Source organism: Ruegeria sediminis, from assembly GCF_005938215.1.
Classification (GTDB): Bacteria; Pseudomonadota; Alphaproteobacteria; order Rhodobacterales; family Rhodobacteraceae; genus Ruegeria; species Ruegeria sediminis.
This window is the reverse complement of record NZ_VCPD01000001.1, coordinates 629,158-650,937: the sequence shown is the minus strand read 5'-3', so window position 1 is coordinate 650,937 and position 21,780 is coordinate 629,158. Positions and strand designations below refer to the sequence as shown.

25 protein-coding genes are annotated in these 21,780 nt (G+C 58.5%); 15 read left to right on the top strand and 10 right to left on the bottom strand.

The annotated features are described in order from the left end of the window. Window positions 1-229: 229 nt before the first annotated feature. On the top strand, window positions 230-1,108 hold the full coding sequence (locus tag FGK63_RS03335; protein ID WP_218961102.1) for a radical SAM/SPASM domain-containing protein: 879 nt from the start codon (window positions 230-232) through the stop codon (window positions 1,106-1,108). Between the two features lies 1 nt (window position 1,109). Here the strand turns inward: FGK63_RS03335 and FGK63_RS03330 are convergent, their stop codons facing one another. The 4 genes from FGK63_RS03330 to FGK63_RS03315 all read right to left on the bottom strand — a co-directional run bounded on the left by FGK63_RS03330 (window position 1,110) and on the right by FGK63_RS03315 (window position 3,605). Next, the gene (locus FGK63_RS03330) at window positions 1,110-1,568 is read right to left on the bottom strand and encodes a GNAT family N-acetyltransferase (RefSeq protein WP_218961101.1); all 459 of its coding nucleotides are present in this window, start codon (window positions 1,566-1,568) and stop codon (window positions 1,110-1,112) included. Window positions 1,569-2,053: 485 nt separating this feature from the next. Next, on the bottom strand, window positions 2,054-2,695 hold the full coding sequence (locus FGK63_RS03325; RefSeq protein ID WP_218961100.1) for a LysE family translocator: 642 nt from the start codon (window positions 2,693-2,695) through the stop codon (window positions 2,054-2,056). Continuing rightward, window positions 2,695-3,198: an anthrone oxygenase family protein gene (locus tag FGK63_RS03320; protein WP_138840165.1), complete on the bottom strand. Its 504-nt coding sequence runs from the start codon at window positions 3,196-3,198 to the stop codon at window positions 2,695-2,697. Before FGK63_RS03320 ends, FGK63_RS03325 begins: the two co-directional genes overlap by 1 nt. Continuing rightward, window positions 3,198-3,605 carry a hypothetical protein gene (locus tag FGK63_RS03315; RefSeq protein ID WP_138840164.1) on the bottom strand — a complete coding sequence of 136 codons (408 nt, stop codon included), beginning with the start codon at window positions 3,603-3,605 and terminating at the stop codon, window positions 3,198-3,200. Before FGK63_RS03315 ends, FGK63_RS03320 begins: the two co-directional genes overlap by 1 nt. Window positions 3,606-3,690: 85 nt before the next feature. Between FGK63_RS03315 and FGK63_RS03310 the strand changes: the two genes are divergently transcribed. The 3 genes from FGK63_RS03310 (at window position 3,691) to FGK63_RS03300 (ending at window position 5,054) form a co-directional block, all read left to right on the top strand. Beyond that, entirely contained in the window at window positions 3,691-4,287 is a 597-nt protein-coding gene (locus FGK63_RS03310) for a TetR/AcrR family transcriptional regulator (protein WP_138840163.1), read from the top strand. A gap of 27 nt (window positions 4,288-4,314) precedes the next feature. Further along, window positions 4,315-4,617, top strand: coding sequence for a chorismate mutase (locus tag FGK63_RS03305; RefSeq protein WP_138840162.1), 303 nt, complete (start codon window positions 4,315-4,317; stop codon window positions 4,615-4,617). Between the two features lie 101 nt (window positions 4,618-4,718). Beyond that, window positions 4,719-5,054, top strand: coding sequence for a hypothetical protein (locus FGK63_RS03300; RefSeq protein WP_138840161.1), 336 nt, complete (start codon window positions 4,719-4,721; stop codon window positions 5,052-5,054). A 301-nt stretch (window positions 5,055-5,355) separates the two neighbouring features. Here FGK63_RS03300 and FGK63_RS03295 read toward each other — a convergent pair whose 3' ends face one another. Both FGK63_RS03295 and FGK63_RS03290 read right to left on the bottom strand, forming a co-directional pair. Then, window positions 5,356-5,982: a DUF2306 domain-containing protein gene (locus FGK63_RS03295; RefSeq protein WP_171052558.1), complete on the bottom strand. Its 627-nt coding sequence runs from the start codon at window positions 5,980-5,982 to the stop codon at window positions 5,356-5,358. Next, window positions 5,975-6,967 (bottom strand): metal-dependent hydrolase, encoded by a 993-nt coding sequence (locus FGK63_RS03290; protein ID WP_246043954.1) that lies wholly within the window; start codon window positions 6,965-6,967, stop codon window positions 5,975-5,977. Before FGK63_RS03290 ends, FGK63_RS03295 begins: the two co-directional genes overlap by 8 nt. On the opposite strand from FGK63_RS03290, the gene FGK63_RS03285 reads away from it, so the two are divergent. The 4 genes from FGK63_RS03285 to FGK63_RS03275 are packed head-to-tail and all read left to right on the top strand — an operon-like array spanning window position 6,881 to window position 8,469. Further along, entirely contained in the window at window positions 6,881-7,219 is a 339-nt protein-coding gene (locus tag FGK63_RS03285; RefSeq protein WP_246043950.1) for a MarR family winged helix-turn-helix transcriptional regulator, read from the top strand. The two genes, FGK63_RS03290 and FGK63_RS03285, sit on opposite strands and share 87 nt — an antisense overlap. Before the next feature lie 4 nt (window positions 7,220-7,223). Further along, complete coding sequence (locus tag FGK63_RS20660) at window positions 7,224-7,445, top strand: hypothetical protein (protein WP_171052557.1); 222 nt, start codon at window positions 7,224-7,226, stop codon at window positions 7,443-7,445. Then, window positions 7,418-8,104, top strand: a complete 687-nt coding sequence (locus FGK63_RS03280; RefSeq protein ID WP_171052556.1) for an SAM-dependent methyltransferase — start codon at window positions 7,418-7,420, stop codon at window positions 8,102-8,104. The genes FGK63_RS20660 and FGK63_RS03280 overlap by 28 nt, the downstream gene beginning before the upstream one ends. Then, entirely contained in the window at window positions 8,104-8,469 is a 366-nt protein-coding gene (locus FGK63_RS03275) for a VOC family protein (protein WP_138840156.1), read from the top strand. Before FGK63_RS03280 ends, FGK63_RS03275 begins: the two co-directional genes overlap by 1 nt. Before the next feature lie 339 nt (window positions 8,470-8,808). Here FGK63_RS03275 and FGK63_RS03270 read toward each other — a convergent pair whose 3' ends face one another. Continuing rightward, the gene (locus FGK63_RS03270) at window positions 8,809-9,750 is read right to left on the bottom strand and encodes an AraC family transcriptional regulator (protein ID WP_171052555.1); all 942 of its coding nucleotides are present in this window, start codon (window positions 9,748-9,750) and stop codon (window positions 8,809-8,811) included. Between the two features lie 189 nt (window positions 9,751-9,939). On the opposite strand from FGK63_RS03270, the gene FGK63_RS03265 reads away from it, so the two are divergent. Together FGK63_RS03265 and FGK63_RS03260 are read left to right on the top strand one after the other, a co-directional pair. Continuing rightward, window positions 9,940-11,379 carry a DUF1254 domain-containing protein gene (locus FGK63_RS03265; protein ID WP_138840154.1) on the top strand — a complete coding sequence of 480 codons (1,440 nt, stop codon included), beginning with the start codon at window positions 9,940-9,942 and terminating at the stop codon, window positions 11,377-11,379. Window positions 11,380-11,462: 83 nt separating this feature from the next. Then, window positions 11,463-12,827, top strand: coding sequence for a DUF1254 domain-containing protein (locus tag FGK63_RS03260; protein WP_138840153.1), 1,365 nt, complete (start codon window positions 11,463-11,465; stop codon window positions 12,825-12,827). A gap of 952 nt (window positions 12,828-13,779) precedes the next feature. Here the strand turns inward: FGK63_RS03260 and FGK63_RS03255 are convergent. Further along, entirely contained in the window at window positions 13,780-14,676 is an 897-nt protein-coding gene (locus FGK63_RS03255) for a LysR family transcriptional regulator (RefSeq protein ID WP_138840152.1), read from the bottom strand. 88 nt (window positions 14,677-14,764) lie between these two features. On the opposite strand from FGK63_RS03255, the gene FGK63_RS03250 reads away from it, so the two are divergent. Together FGK63_RS03250 and FGK63_RS03245 are read left to right on the top strand one after the other, a co-directional pair. After that, entirely contained in the window at window positions 14,765-15,490 is a 726-nt protein-coding gene (locus tag FGK63_RS03250; protein WP_171052554.1) for a pirin family protein, read from the top strand. A gap of 17 nt (window positions 15,491-15,507) precedes the next feature. Further along, window positions 15,508-16,098, top strand: coding sequence for an isochorismatase family protein (locus FGK63_RS03245; RefSeq protein ID WP_138840150.1), 591 nt, complete (start codon window positions 15,508-15,510; stop codon window positions 16,096-16,098). A 158-nt stretch (window positions 16,099-16,256) separates the two neighbouring features. On the opposite strand, the gene FGK63_RS03240 is transcribed toward FGK63_RS03245, so the two are convergent. Further along, window positions 16,257-16,676, bottom strand: a complete 420-nt coding sequence (locus tag FGK63_RS03240) for a MarR family winged helix-turn-helix transcriptional regulator (RefSeq protein WP_342777300.1) — start codon at window positions 16,674-16,676, stop codon at window positions 16,257-16,259. A 97-nt stretch (window positions 16,677-16,773) separates the two neighbouring features. Here FGK63_RS03240 and FGK63_RS20995 point away from each other — a divergent pair, with 97 nt between their 5' ends. From FGK63_RS20995 to FGK63_RS03225, 3 genes are read left to right on the top strand one after another with little or no spacing between them, the layout of a single operon-like run. After that, window positions 16,774-17,541 (top strand): antibiotic biosynthesis monooxygenase, encoded by a 768-nt coding sequence (locus FGK63_RS20995; protein WP_138840148.1) that lies wholly within the window; start codon window positions 16,774-16,776, stop codon window positions 17,539-17,541. Window positions 17,542-17,551: 10 nt separating this feature from the next. Further along, window positions 17,552-18,634 carry a CDGSH iron-sulfur domain-containing protein gene (locus FGK63_RS03230; protein WP_138840147.1) on the top strand — a complete coding sequence of 361 codons (1,083 nt, stop codon included), beginning with the start codon at window positions 17,552-17,554 and terminating at the stop codon, window positions 18,632-18,634. A gap of 49 nt (window positions 18,635-18,683) precedes the next feature. Then, complete coding sequence (locus FGK63_RS03225) at window positions 18,684-19,229, top strand: cytochrome b (protein ID WP_138840146.1); 546 nt, start codon at window positions 18,684-18,686, stop codon at window positions 19,227-19,229. Between the two features lie 564 nt (window positions 19,230-19,793). On the opposite strand, the gene FGK63_RS03220 is transcribed toward FGK63_RS03225, so the two are convergent. Then, window positions 19,794-21,713 (bottom strand): TniQ family protein, encoded by a 1,920-nt coding sequence (locus tag FGK63_RS03220; RefSeq protein WP_138840145.1) that lies wholly within the window; start codon window positions 21,711-21,713, stop codon window positions 19,794-19,796. Window positions 21,714-21,780: the final 67 nt, after the last annotated feature.

The window sequence follows — 21,780 nt, the reverse complement described above, 5'->3', positions numbered from 1 at the left end:
TTTTCCTACGGATCGCTGCGCGTCAATCTGTAGCCTGCAGACTGACGAACGTCAGCTTCGTGATAGCTGCACTGGAGCGAAATCCGCGCTCACCGAACGGCCGGAATGGGCCGTTGAAGTTTGGGGCGAAATGATACCGGGAGCTTGCAAGAATCGCTCGTCGTTGCAATCGTGTGAATGTAGATTTCTTAACGTTGGAATTATTATGCCTTTTGATCAATCGCAAAACTTGAACTTTCTTTGGCTTGAGTTGACCAATCGTTGCAATCTCGAATGTACGCATTGCTATGCTGGGTCGTCGCCAACGGCAGTTGATGCTGCGCCTCTATCTTTGTCCGAATACCAAGACATCATTCGTTCTGCTGCCCAACATGGTTGCAGTGCTGTCCAATTCATTGGCGGCGAGCCAACTTTGAACAAAATGCTGCCAGAACTTATTGAATTTTCAAGCCGTACTGGTTTTACGTTCATCGAGGTATTTAGCAATCTGGTGTCGATGACCGATGCACAAATTGCGGACTACCAACGGCATGGCATCCATCTTGCAACCTCAATCTACGGTGCCTCAAGCGAAGTGCACGATGCAGTGACGACCCGACCGGGCAGCTTTGAGAGAACGACTAGAAATATGTCCCGCGCGCTTGACGCAGGTATTCCTTTCCGTGTTTCGGTCATTCGTATGGAGACCAATCTGGACGAAATCGACGAAGCCGTACAATGGCTCAAGCAGTTAGGTATCGACAATGTCGGTATCGACGACGCCCGTGCTTTTGGAAGAGCGCGAGAGGAGAAACCTTGCGATATGGGTGAGCTTTGCGGTGAGTGCGCGGGCGGCACACTTTGCGTTGATCCCAACGGTAAGGTCTCTCCCTGCATTATGTCGCGGGCATGGGGTGTCGGTGATGTGCGCGAAGACGGCTTCAGTACGCTGTTAACTTCCCAACGATTAAAGGACGTTAGATCGCAAATCGCTGAGCGAGTTGCCGAAAGGATGGGTGGTTGCAATCCGTCGAACCCCAACCCCTGCGCCCCCGATCAAGGCGGGCCCTGCATTCCCTGTAATCCTAACGGCAATTGCGGACCAAATAAGTGTCAGCCTCACCCGTAGACTAAGGTAGCCGCTCCGCAAGGACACGCGCAGCATGGTTTAGCGTATCTGGATGATCGTTGAAGGCTTGAAACGCGATCGCCTCGACCCCCTGTTTGGCTGCGCGATTGAAAGCGGCATGTTTCAAGACTACCGTGGCCCAGGTCCGTCGCCAACTAGGTGCAACAATTGCACCGAAGAGCCAAGCCGTTTTGTCCGATTCCATCGGCAAAAACAAACATGTGCCCAAGCAATTGCCGTCATATTCGAGGACAACCGAAAGCCTGTTGCAGTAGCGGATGCCTTCGCCGCCGGTCTTCATGCGAAGGGCGAATTCTTCATTACTGATGTCGAATAGTAGTCGATGCAGTCCAATTATCTCAGGCCAGTCGGATTTTTCGATGCTTCGGACACCGGCATTCTGCGGCAGCTTCCCGCGCTGACGCAGCTTGGTGATGATGCGGGATGTATCGCGTGTCAAGCGTCCCAACGGGGCCGTATATGAATCGGGCATTACAGACACTTTCGAAGGATGCGACAACCGAATGCGCATTTCCCAGACTAAGCTATCACAACATTGGCGGGGTTTAGACCGAGCTTGGATCAAAGCTCTTGTAAGTGCCTTGCCGGCTTGCCAATAGCGACGCACACCGCTGGATGAGAACAACTGATCACAATACTGGTTCTACGCGAGTCTTCCAATTGGGTCACCAATCGAACGCGGTCCTCCCAGCATAATCATTTCGGAATACGTGCGCGAATGAGGACTGCTTTTGGATGTTTACAATTAGGCCAACCTCTATGCGGACGGTGAGTATACTCCCCTCATCGTGACAGCCTGTGAATGTCCCCTTCGGTGAAGCTGCAGCGCAGCATACGGACGAACAACGAATTTCAGCACTGGGCCGGGTTCCACCGTTGCCAAACAGCGCATGACTGCCGGTCGTGCGAGAAAACGTGAAGAGATTATTCATTGCTGCGCCGCACAAATACAAGGGCACAGCCCAGGGTGATGAGCAATCCGCCACAGGTTCGGTCGATCCAGCGAACGCTCCGGTCGCTCAGAAACTGCATCGCCTTCGTCCCGAGTCCGGCATAGGCCAACATCGTGGCCACATCGACTGCAATGAAGACGAGAGCGAGCAGGGCGTATTGCGCCAGAAGTGCTTCGGACGGGTCAAGGAACTGCGGCAGGAACGCAGTGAAAAACAGGTAGCCTTTCGGGTTCGTAACGGCGACAAGAAAGCTCTTGCGGAACAGTGTCAGCCTGCGCCCGGATGCGCCCGAGATTTGTCTATTCGAGTGCGCCGGAAAAGATCCCAACTCCCCCGAGGACCGCAACATTTGAACGCCGAGCCACATAAGATAGCCGACGCCAATCATTTTCACGACAGTGAACAGAACCGCGGAAGTGGCTAGTATCGCGCCCAACCCCAGCGCCGCGGCGGCGATCAGAACGCCGTCGGAGAGTGCGGCGCCCGCGATCCCATAGCCCGCGGGCACAAGGCCGTAGCGAGACCCGTTGGACAGGGCCAACAAAACCGTCGGTCCGGGTGTCATCACGACGACCAAGGCCAACAGGGCGAATGTCACAATCGAAATCTCCATCAGGTCGTCTCCGGCTTCAGGGAATGAATTGCGAGTCCGATCAGGATCAGGGCCAGTCCGCTGACAAGGGTTCGGGCCGTATTCCAGACCTGCCACAGCGCGGAATAATCCTTCCAGATCCAGGCGGCGTCCGCCCTGTCCGTCGGTACCGCCACTGTTGCAAGGGCCTCATTCATCGGCACGTTGATCAAAACCGTGACCAGAAATGCCCCGATGAAATACACGACAGCCCCTGTCGCGAAGAGAGCGGCTGACCTCGTCCTTTCCTGACGGATCGCGATAAATTCGGTCAGCATCAAAATGACCGGTGTCAGGAAGAAGGACGGGAAGAACACCGGATTGCGGACAGAGGCATTCATCGCCTGCATCGCGGTGATCGAGGCACGGGGGTCGGTGGCATCCAGGCCCCACATGGTCGAGCAGACCCAAGCATAGAAGGAGCCGAAAATAGCGCCGATGCTCAAAAGGGAGAGCATCGACATCGGCACGAGTAGTCGGGCCATCAAACCTGTCCCGCAGGTGCGGCCGGGCGTTGGCGTGTTTCACCAGCATGACGGGACGCTTGCAGGGCGCGGACAAAGATCGCGAAGGCTGCGAACTGCCCGAGCACTACGGCGGGCCAGATCAATGCGAACTGCGCGTCCAAATATTTCTGCGGCCCGAACGATACCAGCGCCATCAGCGCAGCCATCATACTCAGGCCACGCCCGACAGTGTTCGTGAGCGGCTGCACGATCATTGCCGACAGCGCGATTGATACCGATGCGCCAAGAAACGGGGCGATGCCAAACAGCGGAGTTGCAATCGGCGGATGGGGCCGGATGCCGGCATAAAGCGCAGAAAGCATGATGAGTTGCAGCAGGATCAGCGTGGCCAGTGCTGCAAGGGCCTGTCGGTCGTGGTGAGTCATTTTTCCTCCAAAAGCGTAATTGCAGTTACGGTTGCAAATATCCGTAATTGTCGTTACGGATTCTGTCAACACGCAGGAGACAGAAATGCGCGAGGAAAGAAGATCACTGCGCCAACGCCAGATCGAAAACGCGGCCTATGAGGTATTGGAAGCCAAGGGCTATGGCGGCACATCGATTCGTGACATTGCGAAACAGGCGCGAGCGTCGAACGAAACGCTTTACAGGTGGTATGGCGACAAGCAGGGCCTGTTTCAGGCCCTTGTCGCGCGCAATGCGGAAGAGGTGAAAGACCATCTCGCATCGGAATTGGAGACCGATCACGACGCGCTGTCCATCCTGCGCACGCTTGGCCCGAAGTTGTTGACCCTACTCACCGGAGACAGGGCCGTTGCACTGAACCGGGCAGCGGCGGCAGACAGCAGCGGAGAATTGGGCGCCGCGCTGTCAAAGGCGGGCCGCGAGGCGGTATTCCCGCTTTTGGAACGGGTGTTTCTGCGTGCCCGAGAGGAAGGCGCACTGAACTTTGAACACACCGGTGAGGCTGTGGCGCTCTATCTCGATCTCTTGATTGGCGATCAACAGGTCAGGCGCGTCATCGGGCGCCTGCCGAGTCCATCGAAAACCTTTTGCCAAGAACGGTCTGAACGTGCCGTCAAACTCCTCTGTAAACTTCTCGGCTAAATTCAAAAAACCAAAGGAATTCAAAGCATGACGACCCTCATCGCGCCCAAGGCCTGCCAGACCATGACCGATCTTCGCGAGCAAATCGACGCAATCGACGTTGAGCTCATAAACCTGCTCGCCACGCGAAGCCTCTATATCGACCGGGCTGCGGACCTCAAGAAAATCGAAGGTCTGCCGGCGCGTACCACAGATCGTGTGGCTGAGGTGCTGGACAAAGTTGGCTCAACCGCGTCCGAAAAGGGTCTGGACCCGGAACTGGCGTGCAAGCTTTGGGTCGAGCTGATTGAATGGTCGATTCAGCGGGAAATCCGGGAGCTTGGCGAATAGAGTCATTCGGAAAGACCAAGGGCGAAATTGGTGGGGGTGGCCATTTGAAACTAATCCGGAATATCAGAGCCGCGGGGGTCTTCCACAAGGCTGTGAAGTCAATGCAGGCTGGGGATTACCCGGCTGTTCTTGACCTCTTGGATGGGTTCCAAGCGCAACCATATTTCATGGCCAAGGCGGAACTGTTTCGCGCAATGGCGCGGCATCGGCAGGACAGGTTTGCAGATGCGGTTCACCACTATGACAATTTCCTGATCAACCATCTCGCGGACATGCCGCGAAAGGACCGTCCCTACGTGGAAGAGTATGCGAAATTCTTCAGAAGCCGTGCCCAAGCGAGAATTGATCCGTCAACGCCGCTGTATTCATCTCTTGAAGAACTGAGAAAGCATGCGGTCTCGGCACCATTCCTTACCAGGGCTGAATTCTCAGTCTGAACTCCGGGCAGGTGCCGACGGGTCTTGAAGGAGCCTGACCTTCGAATGAATGCGTCAAAAGGAACCTTTGCCTGCGGGCCGGGGTTCCGCGCTCGCGAACAGGTATTTTCCCACAGAATCGGCCGTTTATGCCATTTGGTTGCCGATTTCGAAGCAGCAGCTTCGCCTCGTATGGGTGACCATCACAATTTGCGGACAACTCAAGGCTTTTAGGGGACGTCCGCAAACCGCATTTGCTGGCCTTTCGCTGTTCAGCGGGTCTATGCGGGTCTATCGTCGGCAGAGTCGATCTCGCGTTCGGTCAGGTGTCTGGCGCACTGCCACCAGTGCGCGTTTGCCAAATCCATACCTCAGCGACCAATAGGTTGAGGCCCCAACTCATCGTTACCGCCAGGAAATATGCGGTGTCTTTTCCTTGCCCGTTTCCTGCCAGCACCGGCACCCAGAAGCTGAACGTCACGAAGAAAAGGGCCAGGGAAAAACTTCTCAGCATCCACTCCCTGTGCAAAGATACGTTGGGTTTCCTGATCATCCAGTAGGCGAGAAGAGTGGACAGGAGCCAACAGCAACCCAGCAAAACAAACGACATTCTCGCGGCCAAGCTCACGTCGAAGAACGCCGCATTGAGCACCGCCGCAATGCTCGCCAGGCAGGCGGCCAAGACGTAGGTCCGGCCACTCCAGCGATGCGCCCGGACAAATCGGTTTCGGATCGCGGGATTGAACTGCGCGATCCCGGTGATCAGGGCGATACCACCCGCCAAGGCGTGGATCTGAAACGGCAACGGAAGCGCGCGCGTCTTTTCGCTTTCGGCAAGACCGAAACCGGCTGCGAGCGCAAAGACCCCGTAGGCAACGCAGGTGATTGCAAGGGTGCCCCATGCCGCCCAGGTTTTTCCGCGCCATCTTGTGGACTGGGCTTCAGGCATGGGCATCACTCCGCAGGGCAATGTTCAAGGGGTCCGGAATGGCCGGGGGCCTTGATAGGGAATTCCGCTCAAGGATTTCGCAGGAACCCGGCCCCCGAATGTGATCGCCGCCAGACATCTGGCCCGCGGCAATCGACCCCGCGTAGCCAAGGGTCAAAAGCGTAACCGCCGCCCACACGCGCTTCGTCCCAAACCGAAGTCCGATCAGCGTGGCGACAGCGAGCCCCAGGCCGATCTCGAAAAGCATGAAAATCTGGCCGTGGTGACGAGGATCCCAGTAGGAGACCGGCGAGCGGAAGATCCAATCCGTGAACGGCATCCACTGCGCGCGCGCATCGTCATGATGCAGCAGGAAATCAATACCGACGTGCAACAATGCAGAGCTTGCGAAAACGACCACGATCAACGCGACGCCGCGCGACCGGTCGCCAGGCAAAAGCAGACAGGTGAGGCTCAGGGCGACGAGGCCGAGATAGGCTGGGATCGAGTTCAGCAGCATCTGAAGCGTTGTCCATGGCGGTTCCCAATACCGATAGTGAAACACCTCGCATCCGCTGGCCCCCTGCAACCGCTCCACCACGAACATCGCCCAGACATCGGTATCCGGCAGCAGCGCACCCACCAAGCCAGCCAGTGCAACGGCCAGGTGCCCCGGTCTGGCGAAGATCGCGGCTCCGACTAGGAGATGGGTTTGTGTGAACATTGGCAGCACCATAAACTTGACATCTAGGTTGTCATATCTCATAATGACATCTAGGTTGTCAATTTGAATCCGGAGCCTCGAATGACGCAGCAGCAGAAAGAACTCACCGCGCTGATCAGAGAAGTCAGAACGGCATTCAACCGGCTCAAATCCGTTGCCGAAACCTTGCATGCCGATCTTGAAATCAATCCCTCGATGCGGGCGGTCCTTCAGGCCCTGATCCTCAAGGCGCCGCAAACGGTGCCCGATATCGCCCGGGCCAAGGGTGTCTCGCGCCAGCATGTACAAAAAAACATGAACGCCCTGCTGGAGAAGGGCCTTGTCCAAGCGCAGGACAACCCGGATCACAAGCGATCGGGGCTCTATCTTCCGACGCCGGCGGGCCAAGAGCTTTTTGCCGAGATTCAGGCCCGCGAAGACGCGCCGATGGCCGCTTTGGCCGAAGCCCTGGTCGCGCATGATGTCGCAGCCTCGGCCCGCCTGTTGGCCCGCCTGAACGACGCACTCGAAACCATGATGGAGAAAGGACACTGACAGGATGCAGCAATCGAAACGGCACGGCAGGACCCTCGTGATCGGCCTTCTGGCGGTATTCGTATGGGGCATCGCCGCCCTGTGGTCCTGGAACACCTTTGCGGTCGAGTTGCTGGGGCTTCCAGAGATGGCGTATCGTCATGTGCTTGCCCTTGGCATTCTAGGCCTTTCGGTTGGCGGGTCGCTGGCGATGCCACTGTGGATATCCCGAGCAGGCAACGTGTAATGCCCGTGAAATCAAAGATCGTCGCGCAGTTTCGGCATCCATCTGGCCCGTTGGGCGCGTTGGCCGGCCGGATCATGGCGGCGCGGCCATCGAACCGCTTGCGAAACGAAAAAACCGTCGAATTATTGGACCTTCAGCCCGACAGCCACGTGCTTGAAATCGGCTGCGGTCCCGGTCTGGCCCTGTCGAAATGCGCCTCTGTCGTGACGTCTGGCCGGGTGGTCGGTCTTGACCATTCCGGTGTGATGATCCGGCAAGCCCGCAACCGGTTGGAAAGACAGGGGGTCGCAGACAGGGTCGCACTGATCGAGGGCGGGATCGAGATCCTCGCCCGGTGGCCGGACTCCTTCGACCGCATCTTCTCATTGAATGTCATCCAGTTCCTGGGTGACAAACCGGGCTTCTTTCGTGCAGCCTTCGATGCTCTGGTTCAGGGCGGGCTTTGCCTGACCACCTATCAACCACGGCTGGATACGGATGGCTCAAGGACCGCGAGACGTATGATCGCCAGCATCGAGGACACGCTCCATGCTGTCGGTTTCGAGAACGTGACCGAGATCGAGATCATTGGCGGCGCCACTCCGGCGATATGTGTCGTTGGCCAGAAAAGCGATCGTCATCGAAGCCAAAGCGCCAAAAAAACCAAAGGAGATTCATGATGGCACAAGTTCTTGGCATAGGCGGCGTTTTCTTCAGATCTGAAGATCCGGCTGCGCTGGCAGAATGGTACGAGACCCATCTGGGCATCCCACCAACCCCGGCTTCGCCCAACATGCAGCCCTGGATCAGTGAGCAAGGCGTGACGGTCTTTGCGCCGTTCCCGAAGGACAGCAACTATTTTCCCAAAGACCGGACCTTCATGCTGAACTTCCGCGTTGCGGACCTCGATGCGACGCTCAAGGAATTGAGCGCTGCCGGAATCGAAAGCGGCGAAGAAGTCGAGATGGAGGGGATTGGAAGATTTGCGCGCATTCACGATCCGGACGGTAATCCGATCGAACTGTGGGAACCCAACCAGAGCTAGCTAAGACATACGCGAGAACGAATTCTTGATTTCTGAGGCCTTGTTGCACAAATCGAGTAAAGGATTCACTGCGTGAACCCAGTTGGAAAGCTGGAAGGCATGAGCAGTTGTGCCCCTACGAACTACAAATCCACGATCTCTTCTCTCCTCAAGAATGTTGGAACTACTTCAAGGCTGCCGGATATGTTTCAAGTCAAAAGTCGGTCGCTCCAAAGCAGCCGTTTGGTCCGTGGTGAGACCTACTAGAAGGTCGGAACGCTTCTTTGCTTTGAAATTTTTGTAGAAACGCCACCAACAAGAGCGGAACCTCTTTGCCGTAGGCGCCATTGAACGCGCATTCTATCGTCGAAACTCGGACGGACTTTTTCCAATGGATCTCCTAAACGCACGGGAGAAATTAGGGTGTTCCTCGTAGCCTAGCCTCAGGGCTATTTCGGAAATGGGCTGGTCCGTTTCGGTCAGCAGAGCAACTGCCCTGCGCATTCGGATCTTCTTCAACAAGTCGCGATAGCTCACCCCCCGCATTCGCAGCCGTCGTTGCAAGCCTTGGACCCCGATCCCGCAAAGTGCTGCCGCGCCGTCGATGTCGACCTTCCCGTCGAGCAATCTAAAGGCAATTGCGTTCGCGATCGGGCAGGCAAGGTGCGGTGAAGTCGCGAGCGCGGCCTCTGCGGCCACGTCTGCAAGTGTCAGGGCCCGGGGATGTTTTAGTAGAAGCGGTTTCTTCAGGTCGTCGGAACTGACGGCAATCCCAAGCGTCGTAGCGCCGAACACCAGGGGTGCCTCGATTTTCCGCTCGATCGTGCGCCATGAGGTGTCTCGTGCATAGTCCAACTCGACCCATGCGGGACGCCACCGCGGTCCACAATAGATTGCTGCAAACCGCACGAGGGACCCCACGATGTGATCGGTGTGCTGCGGAAAGCGCCCAGGCCAGGCGGGATAGTAGCGCAGCACGCCGACACCGTGGCTCTCCCGGAATGTGAACTGGGTGCCGGACTGGTGAAAGCCCAAGGCTTTGGGGATCCTTGCGAGAGCCTCCCGAAAGGTTGGCGCACTCGCACAATATTCCAACCACAATCCGTAGGTCTGGACGGTCATTTCCTTGCCACCAACGAACCCGAACGTGCGATCACCCGTCGCCCTCGCCGCCTCTTTCCAAAGTACTGCCAGCCCGTTCAGGGGGATCGCTGCACGCGGCGTATCCATGACGGTCAGGGGAAGCCCGGCGTTCTTGAAAGCCTTGTGCAGGCCGCGTTCGCCAACCCGGTCCACAAGCATTCCCGGTATGGCTCCGACGGCCGACGCCGCGGTCATGGGCAACGACAAGGGTTGAGACATAATGGTTGGCCTGACGCAAAATGATAAACGTAATCTTCATCGGGAGTGTACAATTCGGCTCTAGCCAAGATCAACCAAGCACCAATTTTTTTGAATAGTGCCGGGGTACGGGCCTCGCGGGAGAGCAAATTGAGACCGAGAGCAACACTTCTTGCAACCGTCGTAATCGTTTCCCTTGCCGGCGCATCGCATGGGCAAGAAACCATCGACACCCGTATCGGGTCGCTCGAGTTCACACACGATTTCGAGAACGGGTATCCGACGCTGGAGACACAGGCCAAGCTCTTCGACGAGATGGATTTTCAGCGCGCCACGCAGGCGTACATCTGGGCCATTCCGATTGTGTCGTTTGCAAAATGGCAACAACAGCATGAGGATGTTTTTGATGCACAATCCGGTGACATCGTCCTCTACCGAGATACGATCGACAAATACGGATTGCTGACGGCCAATACCACAACGCCCTATGCTCTGAGCTTCATCAACATGTCCGAGACAGGGCCTGTCGTGATTGACATGCCAGAGGCCGAGGTGCGGGGCGCGATGCACACAATGTGGCAGATTGGGATCACCCAGATGACCGAGCCCGGCCGCTACGTATTCTACCCACCCGGAACGGAAGCGCCCACCGTCGAAAACGCCCAGGTTTTCCAGTCCGACACCAACAGCATCTTTTTCGGCATTCGTCTGCTCGCGGATGAAGAGGCCCAACAGGTCACCGACCTCCAGGGAATATCGATCTACCCGCTTTCGGAAATGGGGCAGGAGCACAGCACCAAAGTAATCAACGTTGATAACCGCCCCTGGCAGGGCTGGCAGCCGCGCGGGTTCGAGTATTTCGAGATCATGGCGGACATCCTGCTGCGGGAGCCTGTTGCGGAACGGGATCGCTTTTTCATGGCGATGCTCAAACCGCTCGGCATCGAGATCGGCGAACCGTTTGCACCGGACCAGCGACAAAAGCAGATCATGACAGAGGCCGCCCTCGTCGGTGAAGCGATGGCCAAGGCGAACGATTTCTTCAACCCTCGGCTGGAGCAATCGCACTATGCCGATGGGTCCATGTGGGAACTCGCGACCAGTTCTCCACTTGACCAACGGTGGGAACACTACGACGCGCTCGATGGGCGGGCAGCGTGGTTCTACGAAGCTGTGACCAACGACGCAGCAATGCAATCCGATCGGCCTGGCTGGGGGCAGATCTATCTGGCAACCTACAGGGATGCCGATGGGGACTGGCTGGACGGCGCCAACAACTATGTCCTGAATGTGCCCCCCGACGTGCCCGCAGAAGAATTCTGGTCACTTACGGTCTATGACGTGTCGACCCGCGCACCGATCGTGAACGATCAGGTGGTGGCCGACAAATCATCGCGCATGGATCTCGATGTCAACGGCGACGGATCGGTAACGCTCTACATCGGCCCGGATCAGCCTGCGGCAGGCGCGACAAACTGGATACCCACAGTGCCCGGCAAGGCGTGGTTCCCATACTGGCGCTTTTACTCTCCAACAGAAGCCTATTTTGATCGAAGCTGGGTTCTGCCGGACATTGAGAAAGCGAATTGACCCTGCGCGCATCAGTAGTTTCTTGACGCAAGACCCAGACGACCCAAAGCATCAATCGATATCCACTGACATAGGGGACCGGCATGCTCCGCACTTTCCTGATACTCGCAGCCTCGTTCGGTTTGGGCTCCTCCGCGACGGCCGACAAGCTCGCCACCATGCCGCCTGCCGAGATCACCCGGATTGCCAAGGACGCCTACATCTTCAGCTTTCCACTGGTGATGAACTACCGCACCATGCACGCTCAGGCGATTGCACAGGGCGGCTTTGGAGAATGGCTGCATCTGGGCACCTCATCGCCGGCAGACACGGATATCGTCACGCCCAACAACGACACACCCTACTCCTACGCCTGGCTCGACCTGCGCGCGGAGCCGTGGGTTCTCACGATGCCGGAGATCGAGGAAGAGCGCTATTATACGTCACAGTGGGACGACCTGTGGGGCTATGTCCTGGACAACCCCGGCTCGGTCAATGACGGCAACAAGGGCCACAGTTTTCTCCTTGCTGCGCCGGGTTGGCGTGGGGAAGTGCCGAAGGACGTGAAGCGGGTCATCAAGGGGGAAAGCAGCTTTCTTGGGTCGCTTACCCGGACCCAAATGCTCTCCGCTATGGGCGGCATGGATCGGGTGCAAGAGATCCAGCAGAGTTACCTGTTGCAACCGCTCAGCTCCTTTGCGGGCACGCCTGTTCCTGAGGCCGCGCCTACGGTCGCGTGGCCGACTTGGAACGAGGGAGACGAAACGACACTGGCGTTCTTCGACTATGTCGAGTTCCTGTTGCCGTTTACCACGCCACATCCCGACGACGCTGCCGTCTATGACGAGATGGCGCAGATTGGTCTCGGCGACGGGAAGATGCTAGACTCCGAAGCTCTAAATCAGACGACCCTGGACGCGATGCAGGCGGGTATCGATGCGGCGCGCGCCGAACTTCAATCCCTGTCCGAGCAGAGTTTTGACCCGGCACTGTTCTTCAACACGCGAGAGATTGTGGGAACGGACTACATCAGCCGGGCCATGGGGGTCTTTGTCGGCATCTTTGGCAACACGACGGATCAAGCGGTCTACTTTACGCTGCCCACCGACGCCAATGGCGAGCTCACGGATGGCAGCAAGGCGGACTACACGGTGACTTTCGAAGCCGGAAACCTTCCACCCGTAGAATACTTCTGGTCCTACACGATGTATCGGCTGCCGGAACGTCTTCTGGTTGACAACCCGCTCGACCGTTACTCGATCGGCAGCTCGACCGAGGGATTGATGACCAACGAGGATGGCTCGCTCACGTTGTATTTTTCCAAGGAAAGCCCCGGTGCGGACAAGGAAAGCAATTGGCTCCCGGCACCTGATGGACCGTTCTGGGCGGTGTTGCGCACCTACGGGCCAAGCGCGGACATCCGCGACGGTAAATGGACACAACCGGCTTTTGTTCCCGTGAACAAGTAGGAAAGGTTAGAGAGAGGGAACTGAGGGACAGCAGGAATCCAATTTGGCGCCATGATGTAGAGGGACGACACTGTGTGCACCGCCCAGAACAACCGACCGCATAACCCTTCTTTGAAATTGATATTCATCCGCGGAATCTAAATTTTCAACTACACCAGATCGCGAAAGCGCCGATCGTCCGGATTTAGCGCTTGTCCCAAACCGCCTTGAGCGAAGGTTCAATGAAATAACGGCAACGACTGCTGGGTCCGCACCTTCGACGTCAGACAAAAAACGATCTCGCGGACGCAGCGAATGTCCGGTTCGGTGCAGCTGCGCGGCGGCGGTGACATTCTCGATGAACGACAGAAATGGGCTGTGAAATACTGCATATTCCTTCGAATGGGAAACCCCGATACAGGTCGATAGGTTCGACAATCGAACCCTTCTTCAACCCATCGGAAGCATCCCGTTGGCACGGGCCGAGCAGAAGTTCATGAACAGTGCAATGAGTTCAAGAATGCCGCGTCAAAGGGAGAAATCGGCCTCCGGGAAAACCCGGGCGGTTCAGCGCGACCACTCATCCCAGCTCTAGTCTACTGCCAAATCTGCGTGCTATTAACTCATGCCGACCCAAAGCCGTCATTCAACATTCCTACAGCCAATGCCGGGTCTTTCGATTCAGGTGATTGCGCGACTGTCAGGACCGAGTTTTGGACTACTCCGGCGTCCATCCATTCGGAGCAGCGCGCTGCCTCCAACAAGGGCTATGATTTGGTTTCGGCGGATTGGGGGGCGGTGGCAGGGAAGCCTTTGAAGAAGGGGTGTCAACGGCGGCGTAAAAACCGGCCATGGGGCGGAGCAAAAGTCGGCCACTGTTGGGGTGACCACGCTACGGTTTGGCGTCCCGAGAGCGGCCATCTGCGCCGAATCTTTCCGGGCGCCAGAGCCCGGACCTTACCCGATCAGCCTCTCACGCGGCTGTGTTGCAGGCATCCAGAATGTACCGCCTGACGGTGGCAACCGCAGGGTCGGAAAGGCGCGCAGGTCGGCAAAGCAAGGCTAGATTGACCGGATCGGCAAACCAGTCAGGGAGCAGACGAGCAAGAGCCCCGGTCTCAACCGCGGTTTGTGCGAGCGGCAAAGGCAACATTGCGATGCCATGCCCGGCCTGTGCTGCCGAGTGAGCCAGTTCCATCGTGTTGACTCGCAGACCGACCTTCGGCGCGACCGTTTGCCTTTTCCCCGCGACGCTCTCAAACGACCATGCGGCACTTTCCTGCTGTCTTAGGATACATGGGGTATCGGTAAGATCCTCGGGCTGCGTGATCGGCGGGAGGTGGTTCAAAAACTCCGGGTTGGCATAGGGCGCGCGCTGTGTCGGCGGCAGGGCCGCCGCAATGATCCGCCCCTTTGCGACCGCGCCCGTACGGAAAGCCAGGTCGATATCATCCGTAGCGAAGTCGGAGCGCGAGTCGTCCGCACGCAACTCCAGTTCGATATCCGGATAACGATCCCGCAACCCCGGCATCATCGGAATGAAGACCACACCAAGCAGGCTGTTCGGTCCCGAAATCGACACGCGCCCGGCAATTGCATCACCCCGTGCAAGGCCGAGTTCGGCCTCCGCTTCCAACGCGACGTCTACGGGACCGACGCAGATGCCGAAGATCCGGCGACCCGCGGCGGTGGGCGTCACGGCACGCCCGGATCGGTCGAGAAGGGTCAGGCCCAATTCCGCCTCGAACAGCGCAATCTTCTGGCTGATCGCGGATTTGGTGGTTTTGAGTTCCGCCGCAGCCGCGCTCATCGAGCCGGCGCGGACGGTGGCGACCAGCGCCTTTGCGCAGGAATAGAATCTATCGTTCATGAACGCGAACGATAGTTAAAAAATGCGGCATTTTCCAGAACGATATGGCGCTCTATTTCTCGGGCATCGACCTGCCAAGGAGACGGCGATGTTACAGCAGATATTCTTTCACCCCGCCGGAACCCGCGAATTCAAGGATTTCGGCTTCATGCAGGCGCATCTGTCGTTCAAGCCGCATCTGCCGGAGGGACGTCGGCGCTTCGGCCCACTGATCACGATCGATGACGGGACACTGACGCCGGGCGCGACGGGCTTCGGCCTGCATCCGCACCGCGATGTCGAGGTCGTCACCTTTCTGGTGAGCGGACAGGTCAACCATGTCGATCCGAACGTACCCGACCATGACGGGGTGTTGGAGGCCAAGGGCATCCAGGTGATCACGGCTGGTACCGGCATTGTCCACAACGAGATGAACGCCTCAACGACCGAGCCGATGCGGGCGATGCAGATCTGGTTCGAACCGCGTGCAAAGGGGCTAGCGCCAGCCTATTCCCGCAAAGCGCTGGAGGCGGCGGAATACACGGATCGCTTGCAACTTGTCCTGTCGTCGGACGGTACCGACGGGTCCCTGATCGTCGAGCAGGATGTGCGCCTCAGCTACGGCCAGTTCAGCGAAGTCATGTCCCTGACCTATCGGCCCTCGGCACACGGACGGAGCCTCTATGTCTTCATGGTCGAAGGTGCCGCTGAAGTGGCAGACCAAGCCCTCGGACAAGGTGATGCGCTTGGCGTCACCGATGCCGGTGATCTGCTTCTCAACGCCAAACCGGGCGCAGAGCTTCTGATTTTCGACCTTCCCCCAACCAGCAACTGAGCAAGAAAGGAAACGCCATGACTGCCAAGAAACCCACCCCCGACAATGCCGCAATGGTTCTGATCGATCATCAGACCGGCACGATGAACTGGGCGAAATCGGTTGACCGCGACCTGATCGAGGCCAATACCCGCGCGCTGGCGCGTGTGGCCGTCGATCTCGGCATGCCGTTGGTGCTGACTTCCAGCATGGAAGAGCACATGCAGGGGCCGCTGATGCCCGCGCTTGAAGACATCGCGCCCGACGCCTTCTCTGCGCGGGTGAAACGCCCCGGCGTCGTGAACGCTTGGGATGACAGCGCCTTTGCCGATGCGGTCCGCAATACTGGGCGTAAGCACTTCATCATGGCCGGGATCACCACCGATGTCTGCCTCGCCCCGCCCGCGATCGACGCTGCTGCGGAAGGTTTCGATGTCACCGCCGTCGTCGATGCCTCTGGCTCACCGACCTCGCTCACCGACGAAATGGCCTTCCGCAAGATGGAGCGCGGGGGCGTCGAACTGACAACCACCAGCGCGCTTCTGGCCGATCTCGCCGTCAACTGGACCAGCGAGGCCGGGCAGAAGATCATGCAGGTTCTTGGCGAAGAGATCCTCAGTCGCGGCTGATAATAATGGCCAACTCGAGAAAGTTGCATGCCGCCCTGATCGGGGCGTCATGCACGTCCGATGGAAAAAGGGGCACAGAAGTGACAATGATCATACCGCAACGCATCGGCGATCCGAATGACACTTCGGGGGATAGACCCAGCCTTCGCCGGTCAAGCTCAGCCGCCACGTCGCATCGTCTCAATCGTTCTTTGCATCAATTCGATGAACTGCTGCCGCTCTTCGGGCGAAAGGGCCGCGAGCGCCGCCCGATTGGTCTCTTGCGCCGCCGCGTAGGCGCGATCGCGGATGGCGCGGGCTTTATCGGTCAGGTGGATCGTCCGCGCACGGGCATCCGCCGGATGCTCCTTGCGGACGATCAGCCCGTCACGTTCCATCCGCGCAAGCGTGTTGGCGAGCGTCGCCTGCTCGACATCGAGCTTTTCCACGAGCTCTTTCTGGGTCTGGCCATCATGTTCCCAAAGTTCCAGCAAGGCGGGGAACTGGCCCGGAACGATGCCCAAGGGCGCGATACGCCTTCTGAGCCCGTCCGCGAAGAGACGCGCCATGTGGTTCACCAGATATCCCGCTGAGTCCATCCGTTTGAACGTCATAGGTTTCGTTATCATTGCATAGCTTACTATGTAACGATATATAGCTTGCTATACAAATCGAATCGCGCAAGGAGAAATCGAAATGAAACAGCTAATGCTCACCTGCACCGCGCTCTGTCTGTCGGCGGCACCGGCGCTCGCGCTCGACACCGAGCTGGAGGAGTTGAACCGGGCGGTCTTCGACTCGGTCGACAAGAACGAGGACGGAATGCTCTCGTTGCGTGAGATCGACCTGTTCCGCCGCGACGTGATGCTGTCGCAGGACGCCGATGACGATGGTGTCGTGACGCGCGAAGAGCACCTCGCCTGGGACATGGGCTGGTCGTCGCTCGCGGAAGAGCGGGGCGTGGCCGCGCGCTACTGGCGCGCGCGCGAGGCCGTGTTCGAGGCCTGGGACCAGAACGGCGACGGCGCGCTCAGCGAGGGCGAGCAGCACCTGTCGCAAGCCAAGGATTTCTACGCCGCCGGTGCGCCGAACAACGAGCCACTGGACTATGAGACCTTCAAGACCGGCCTTCAGATCATGGCCGAAATGAACGGTGCCTTCGCGGTCGAGGGCGAGGTCACACTGATCAATGTCTTCGAAGTGCCTGAAGGCATGATGGAGGAGACCGTCGCGATGTGGACCCAGTCCCGCGACTTCCTTCAGACCCAGCCCGGCTACATCTCGACGGCGCTCCACCGCTCGGTTGGGCCTGATGCGCGGTATAAGCTCATCAACATCGCGAAATGGGATAGTATCGACGCATTCGATGCCGCGACCGCCGCCATGCGCGCCGAAGCCGGGATCGCGCCTGTCGAAGGATTGAGCTTCACGCCCGGCCTTTATCAGGTCGCAGCCACCGATTGAGGATGGTCCGATGAAAGCCAGAATCCATGCCATCGCGGGGGTTGTCGGAATTCTGACGATCCTTGCCTTCTGGACCTCGACCGCGTTTTCGGAGTTGTTCGCCAGCCACGAGACGATCGCCGCGGTCAAGGCGATGATCCTCAAGGGCATGTTCGTGCTGATCCCGGCGATGGCGATCGCCGGGGCCGCGGGCATGTCGCTGGGCGGCAAGCGCACCGATGCGCGCGCCCAGGCGAAGAAGAAGCGGATGCCGTTCATCGCGGCGAACGGGCTTTTGGTCTTGGTGCCGGCGGCGTTCTTCCTCGAGGCGCGGGCCTCGGCCGGCACCTTCGATGCCTGGTTCTATGCGGTCCAGGTTCTGGAACTGATCGCCGGGGCCACCAACCTGACGCTGATGGGGCTCAACATCCGCGACGGCCTGACCATGACCGGACGGATCGGCGCGGGTTCCGCGGCGCAGAAAACCACCGCCCCGGCGATCGAGCCGCGCGACGGCGGACCGCTGGTCGCCAAGGCGGTCCCGGTGCTGACCGGGGCGGACGGGCGGGCGATGGAGACAAAGCCGGTGATGGCGCTTTGCCGCTGCGGAGCTTCGAAGACCAAGCCCTATTGCGACGGCTCTCACAACCAGATCGGCTTCGACAGCCGCCCCTCGGACGACCACACGAAGGACGAGGTGCTGACCTATGAGGGCCGGGACATCACCGTTCACTACAACCGTCTGCTCTGCTCTCATGCGGGCGAATGCGGCAAGTGGCTGAACGCGGTCTTCGATTCCGGCCGTAAGCCCTGGATCGTGCCGAACAACGGCGCGGCGGAGAAGATCAAGGCCGTGGTCAAGGCCTGCCCGTCCGGCGCGCTGCGCTACAGCGTGAACGGCGAGGCGCCGCAGCATGGCGCCTGTGGCACGCCGGGCGTCACCGTGGAAAAGGACGGCCCCTACCGGGTCGCGGGCATCCCGTTGGCGGGCGCACGCCTCGCGGAGGGTGCGAGCGCCGAGAAATACGTGCTCTGCCGCTGCGGCGCCTCCAGGAACAAGCCTTATTGCGACGGCACGCACCACGATATCGGCTGGCGTGACACTGGCCAGTAGGCCCGGGCCCGCCTGCCTCTCTCACACATCAACAGCACTGGAGACTGTCATGGCACTCATGAGTGTCGGCAATCGGTACGGCGCGGTCGCGGTCACGATCCACTGGCTCAGCGCCCTTCTCATCCTCGTCCTCATCGGCTCGGGCTTCCGCGCTGCGTCGCTTATTGACAGTGCCGCGAAAGAGGCGGTTATGTTGCTCCATGTCCCGCTCGGTGCGGCCATCCTTATTCCCACGCTTCTGCGCCTTCTCTGGTGGTGGCTGGCCGACCGCAAGCCCGACTCCGTGGCGGGCGATCCGGCCTGGCAGAGGGTGAGCGCCAAGGTCGTCCACGTCCTTTTCTACGTCGTTATCCTCGGCATGGCCGCGAGCGGCATCGGCATGATGGTACTTTCCGGCGCGGGCGGGATCCTGTTCGGCGCCTCGGAGGCGGCGCTGCCGGATTTCCACGACTACGCGCCCCGCGTACCGCACGGGCTCGGCGCGCGCCTGATGGTGACGCTCCTGATCCTTCATGCGGGCGCGGCGTTCTATCACCACTTCATCAAGAAGGATGGTCTGCTCAGGCGGATGTGGTACGGTGGCGCGGAAGGGTGAAGGCGGCATCGGGAGAATTGCGAAACAGGCGTCCGAAATCGTGGTTTGGTTCGGACGCCATGGTGCGGGACACCTGCAACGATGTCATCGCGCCAGCGCCCTGGCTTTCTGGCGCCAAAATTACGATACCGGTGGAGCAGGTGTCATTCACCTCATCCGCTCCATCAGGAATCACAGTGCAAATTTGCAACCGCAGCGAAGATCCGGACTCCACACTCCCCGCGAAAGGCCAGCGTAGCGATGCGCGCAAAGCGGTCGTTGAAGGTCAGAACTCGGAAGGCAGAAAAGTCCCGCAGTCCTGACATTTGATACCGCCGAGGTTGAACAATTGCAGCGAATGTCCGATAAGCGGGCTGCGACCGCAGCAATGTCGGTTGCCGGGCAATGGCCGCTATGGCCCCCCCTTGAAGTGCAACAAACGGCAGCAGCGTCTGCGCCTTAAAAGTTCTTGGGCCGTGCAACGAGCGGCGATTGCTTCGCTTGCATCCGTCCAATCAGTGTAAACCGGCCTGCTGCCCTGGAGTGCGCCGCCAGAGTGTGATCGGGACACCGAATTCGTTTCCTTCATTCGTTGGGAAAGGACTTGTTTGCCCAGCCCAAACTTTTGCAGTCAGCCACCGGCTTCTCAAAAAAGCGCTCCACGTCGGCGCGCAAGAACAGATGCCCGAAGGTTTCGCCGTCAGAAGTGAATGGCTCAACACCCCCGGCCTGTAACTGCGCCACCAGCGTTCTCCAGAAACCATTGTATTCAGCAGCCAGAGTTTTTTGCGTTAAGAAGCGTTGGTGAAATGCGGCGATATCATCTTCAGTCACGTAGAAACGCTTGGTTCCATTGCGGGAGATCGTTTCATGGCTCGCCGGGGTATGCCCCGCCTGCACGAGCCTCTGAAAGGCTTGACCGTCTCTCATTCCCACGGAACGCCCGAACGCCGCGGCGGTGGAGACGACCTCCGTCGGAAGCTTGGAACGAGCTTCGGTCTGCGCCCCGCTTTCCACTGCGAACTGGTCTATCTCAACCTTGGACACGCATAGCGACCTGTATCCATCAAGACCATTCCATCGAGCGACCCGCAGGCGTCCATACCGAATTGCGTGGACTATGCGGCCAACGCCCAATCCGGTCCTCGCGTTCGCCTGTTGTACTAACTCCCATTGGTCTTGGTCTTCGACGACACCAATCACCAATGCGTTCAGTTCCCTCATTAGATCGATACCATCTTGCAGTCGCCAAGGCGATTTTGTTGTTGGTATCTTTGTTCGGGGGTGAAGAACCTCGCCTTCAACTAGCGATCTGAATTGAGTCTTGGTTGCCCCCATCGCGTTTCTTATTTCGTCAGATCCAACGAGCGTTGGGATCTCGGCGAGCAAGGACGCATGCTGAAGCGCGTCGAATGTCTTGCGCGCCGCCGGCCTTCCGTCTGCCTTGTCGTAAGCCCCTGCCTCAATGAGGAACTGATCCAAAAGAGGTTCGCCCACACCCGTTTCCTTTGCTGCTGAGGTTAGCGAATGCAGGCGCCGATAAGGAAGAGTGCGGCCCAGGATCTCCTGATCGGCTGCGACTGGCCAGATCAGGATGATCCGTTCCCACAGGATTCGTCTGAAGTCATGAAACGCATCCTCATTGAGGTGAGCGCGTGCAAGGTCTTTAAAAAGCGCGCCAAAAGCCTTGTAGGGCAAATCACCCGCGAGTGGGGCAAGAGCCGCAAGTTTGTCCAATGCATTGTCGATTGCATCCCTGCCGCCCGTTGCAACTTCAAACCCAATTTTCTGCGCAGCTCTCAGACGGGCGGCAACATGAACATCTCGATACTCAGGAAGCCGCAATAGTTCCGAACCAAGAAGCCGGCAGAAGGTCGTAGCAGCGTAGAGAGTTTGTCCCGCCAACCAGGTGTCATCACGTCCACTTTCAAGTCGCTGATCAAGCCATAGATCGTATGCACTGGGAGATGATCGCCCTTGTTCAAGATTGCCTTTGAGCAGGTCCTCCAGGATTTCCGAAAGCCGGGCGCTGATATCAAAGCGTTCTGTCGGTGTTTGGCGCCTCCAAAGTGGGATTAGCGCATGTTGGTGTCGAACGCAGACCGACACCTCGCGCAACTGCCAATCCCCCCTTATTGCCATCGCCTCCAGGGGTCTGCTCGGATTTGCGTTTGCGTCATCTCGAAGGCAAGCTGGGCAGCCTCGGACCGTGGGATTCTTGAGTGCGCGGGATACGAATTTTTCGTCGCGGAAGATCATCCGTACATCGCCGGACTTCTCGCCCGTCCAGCTGACAAGCGCGGCAAGCGCGTGATCGTCCAACGCGGCTATTTCAGCGATGACATGCAAGGCCTCAGGGTCCAAGTTGAGGAGCTTCTTCATGGAAAAACCCATGTCGACGCAGAAGTTCCTCAAATCGACACGGTTCATCGCCGCCATTCGAGATACAAACGAGGGCAGGGTTTCTCGGTGAACTGGCGCCGGTTTTAACGAGAGCTGTCGCATTGAATGGGCTTTGTTCTTTTTTGCAGGGCATGTAAAGACTCAACTATTTGGCATGCGATGGCATCTG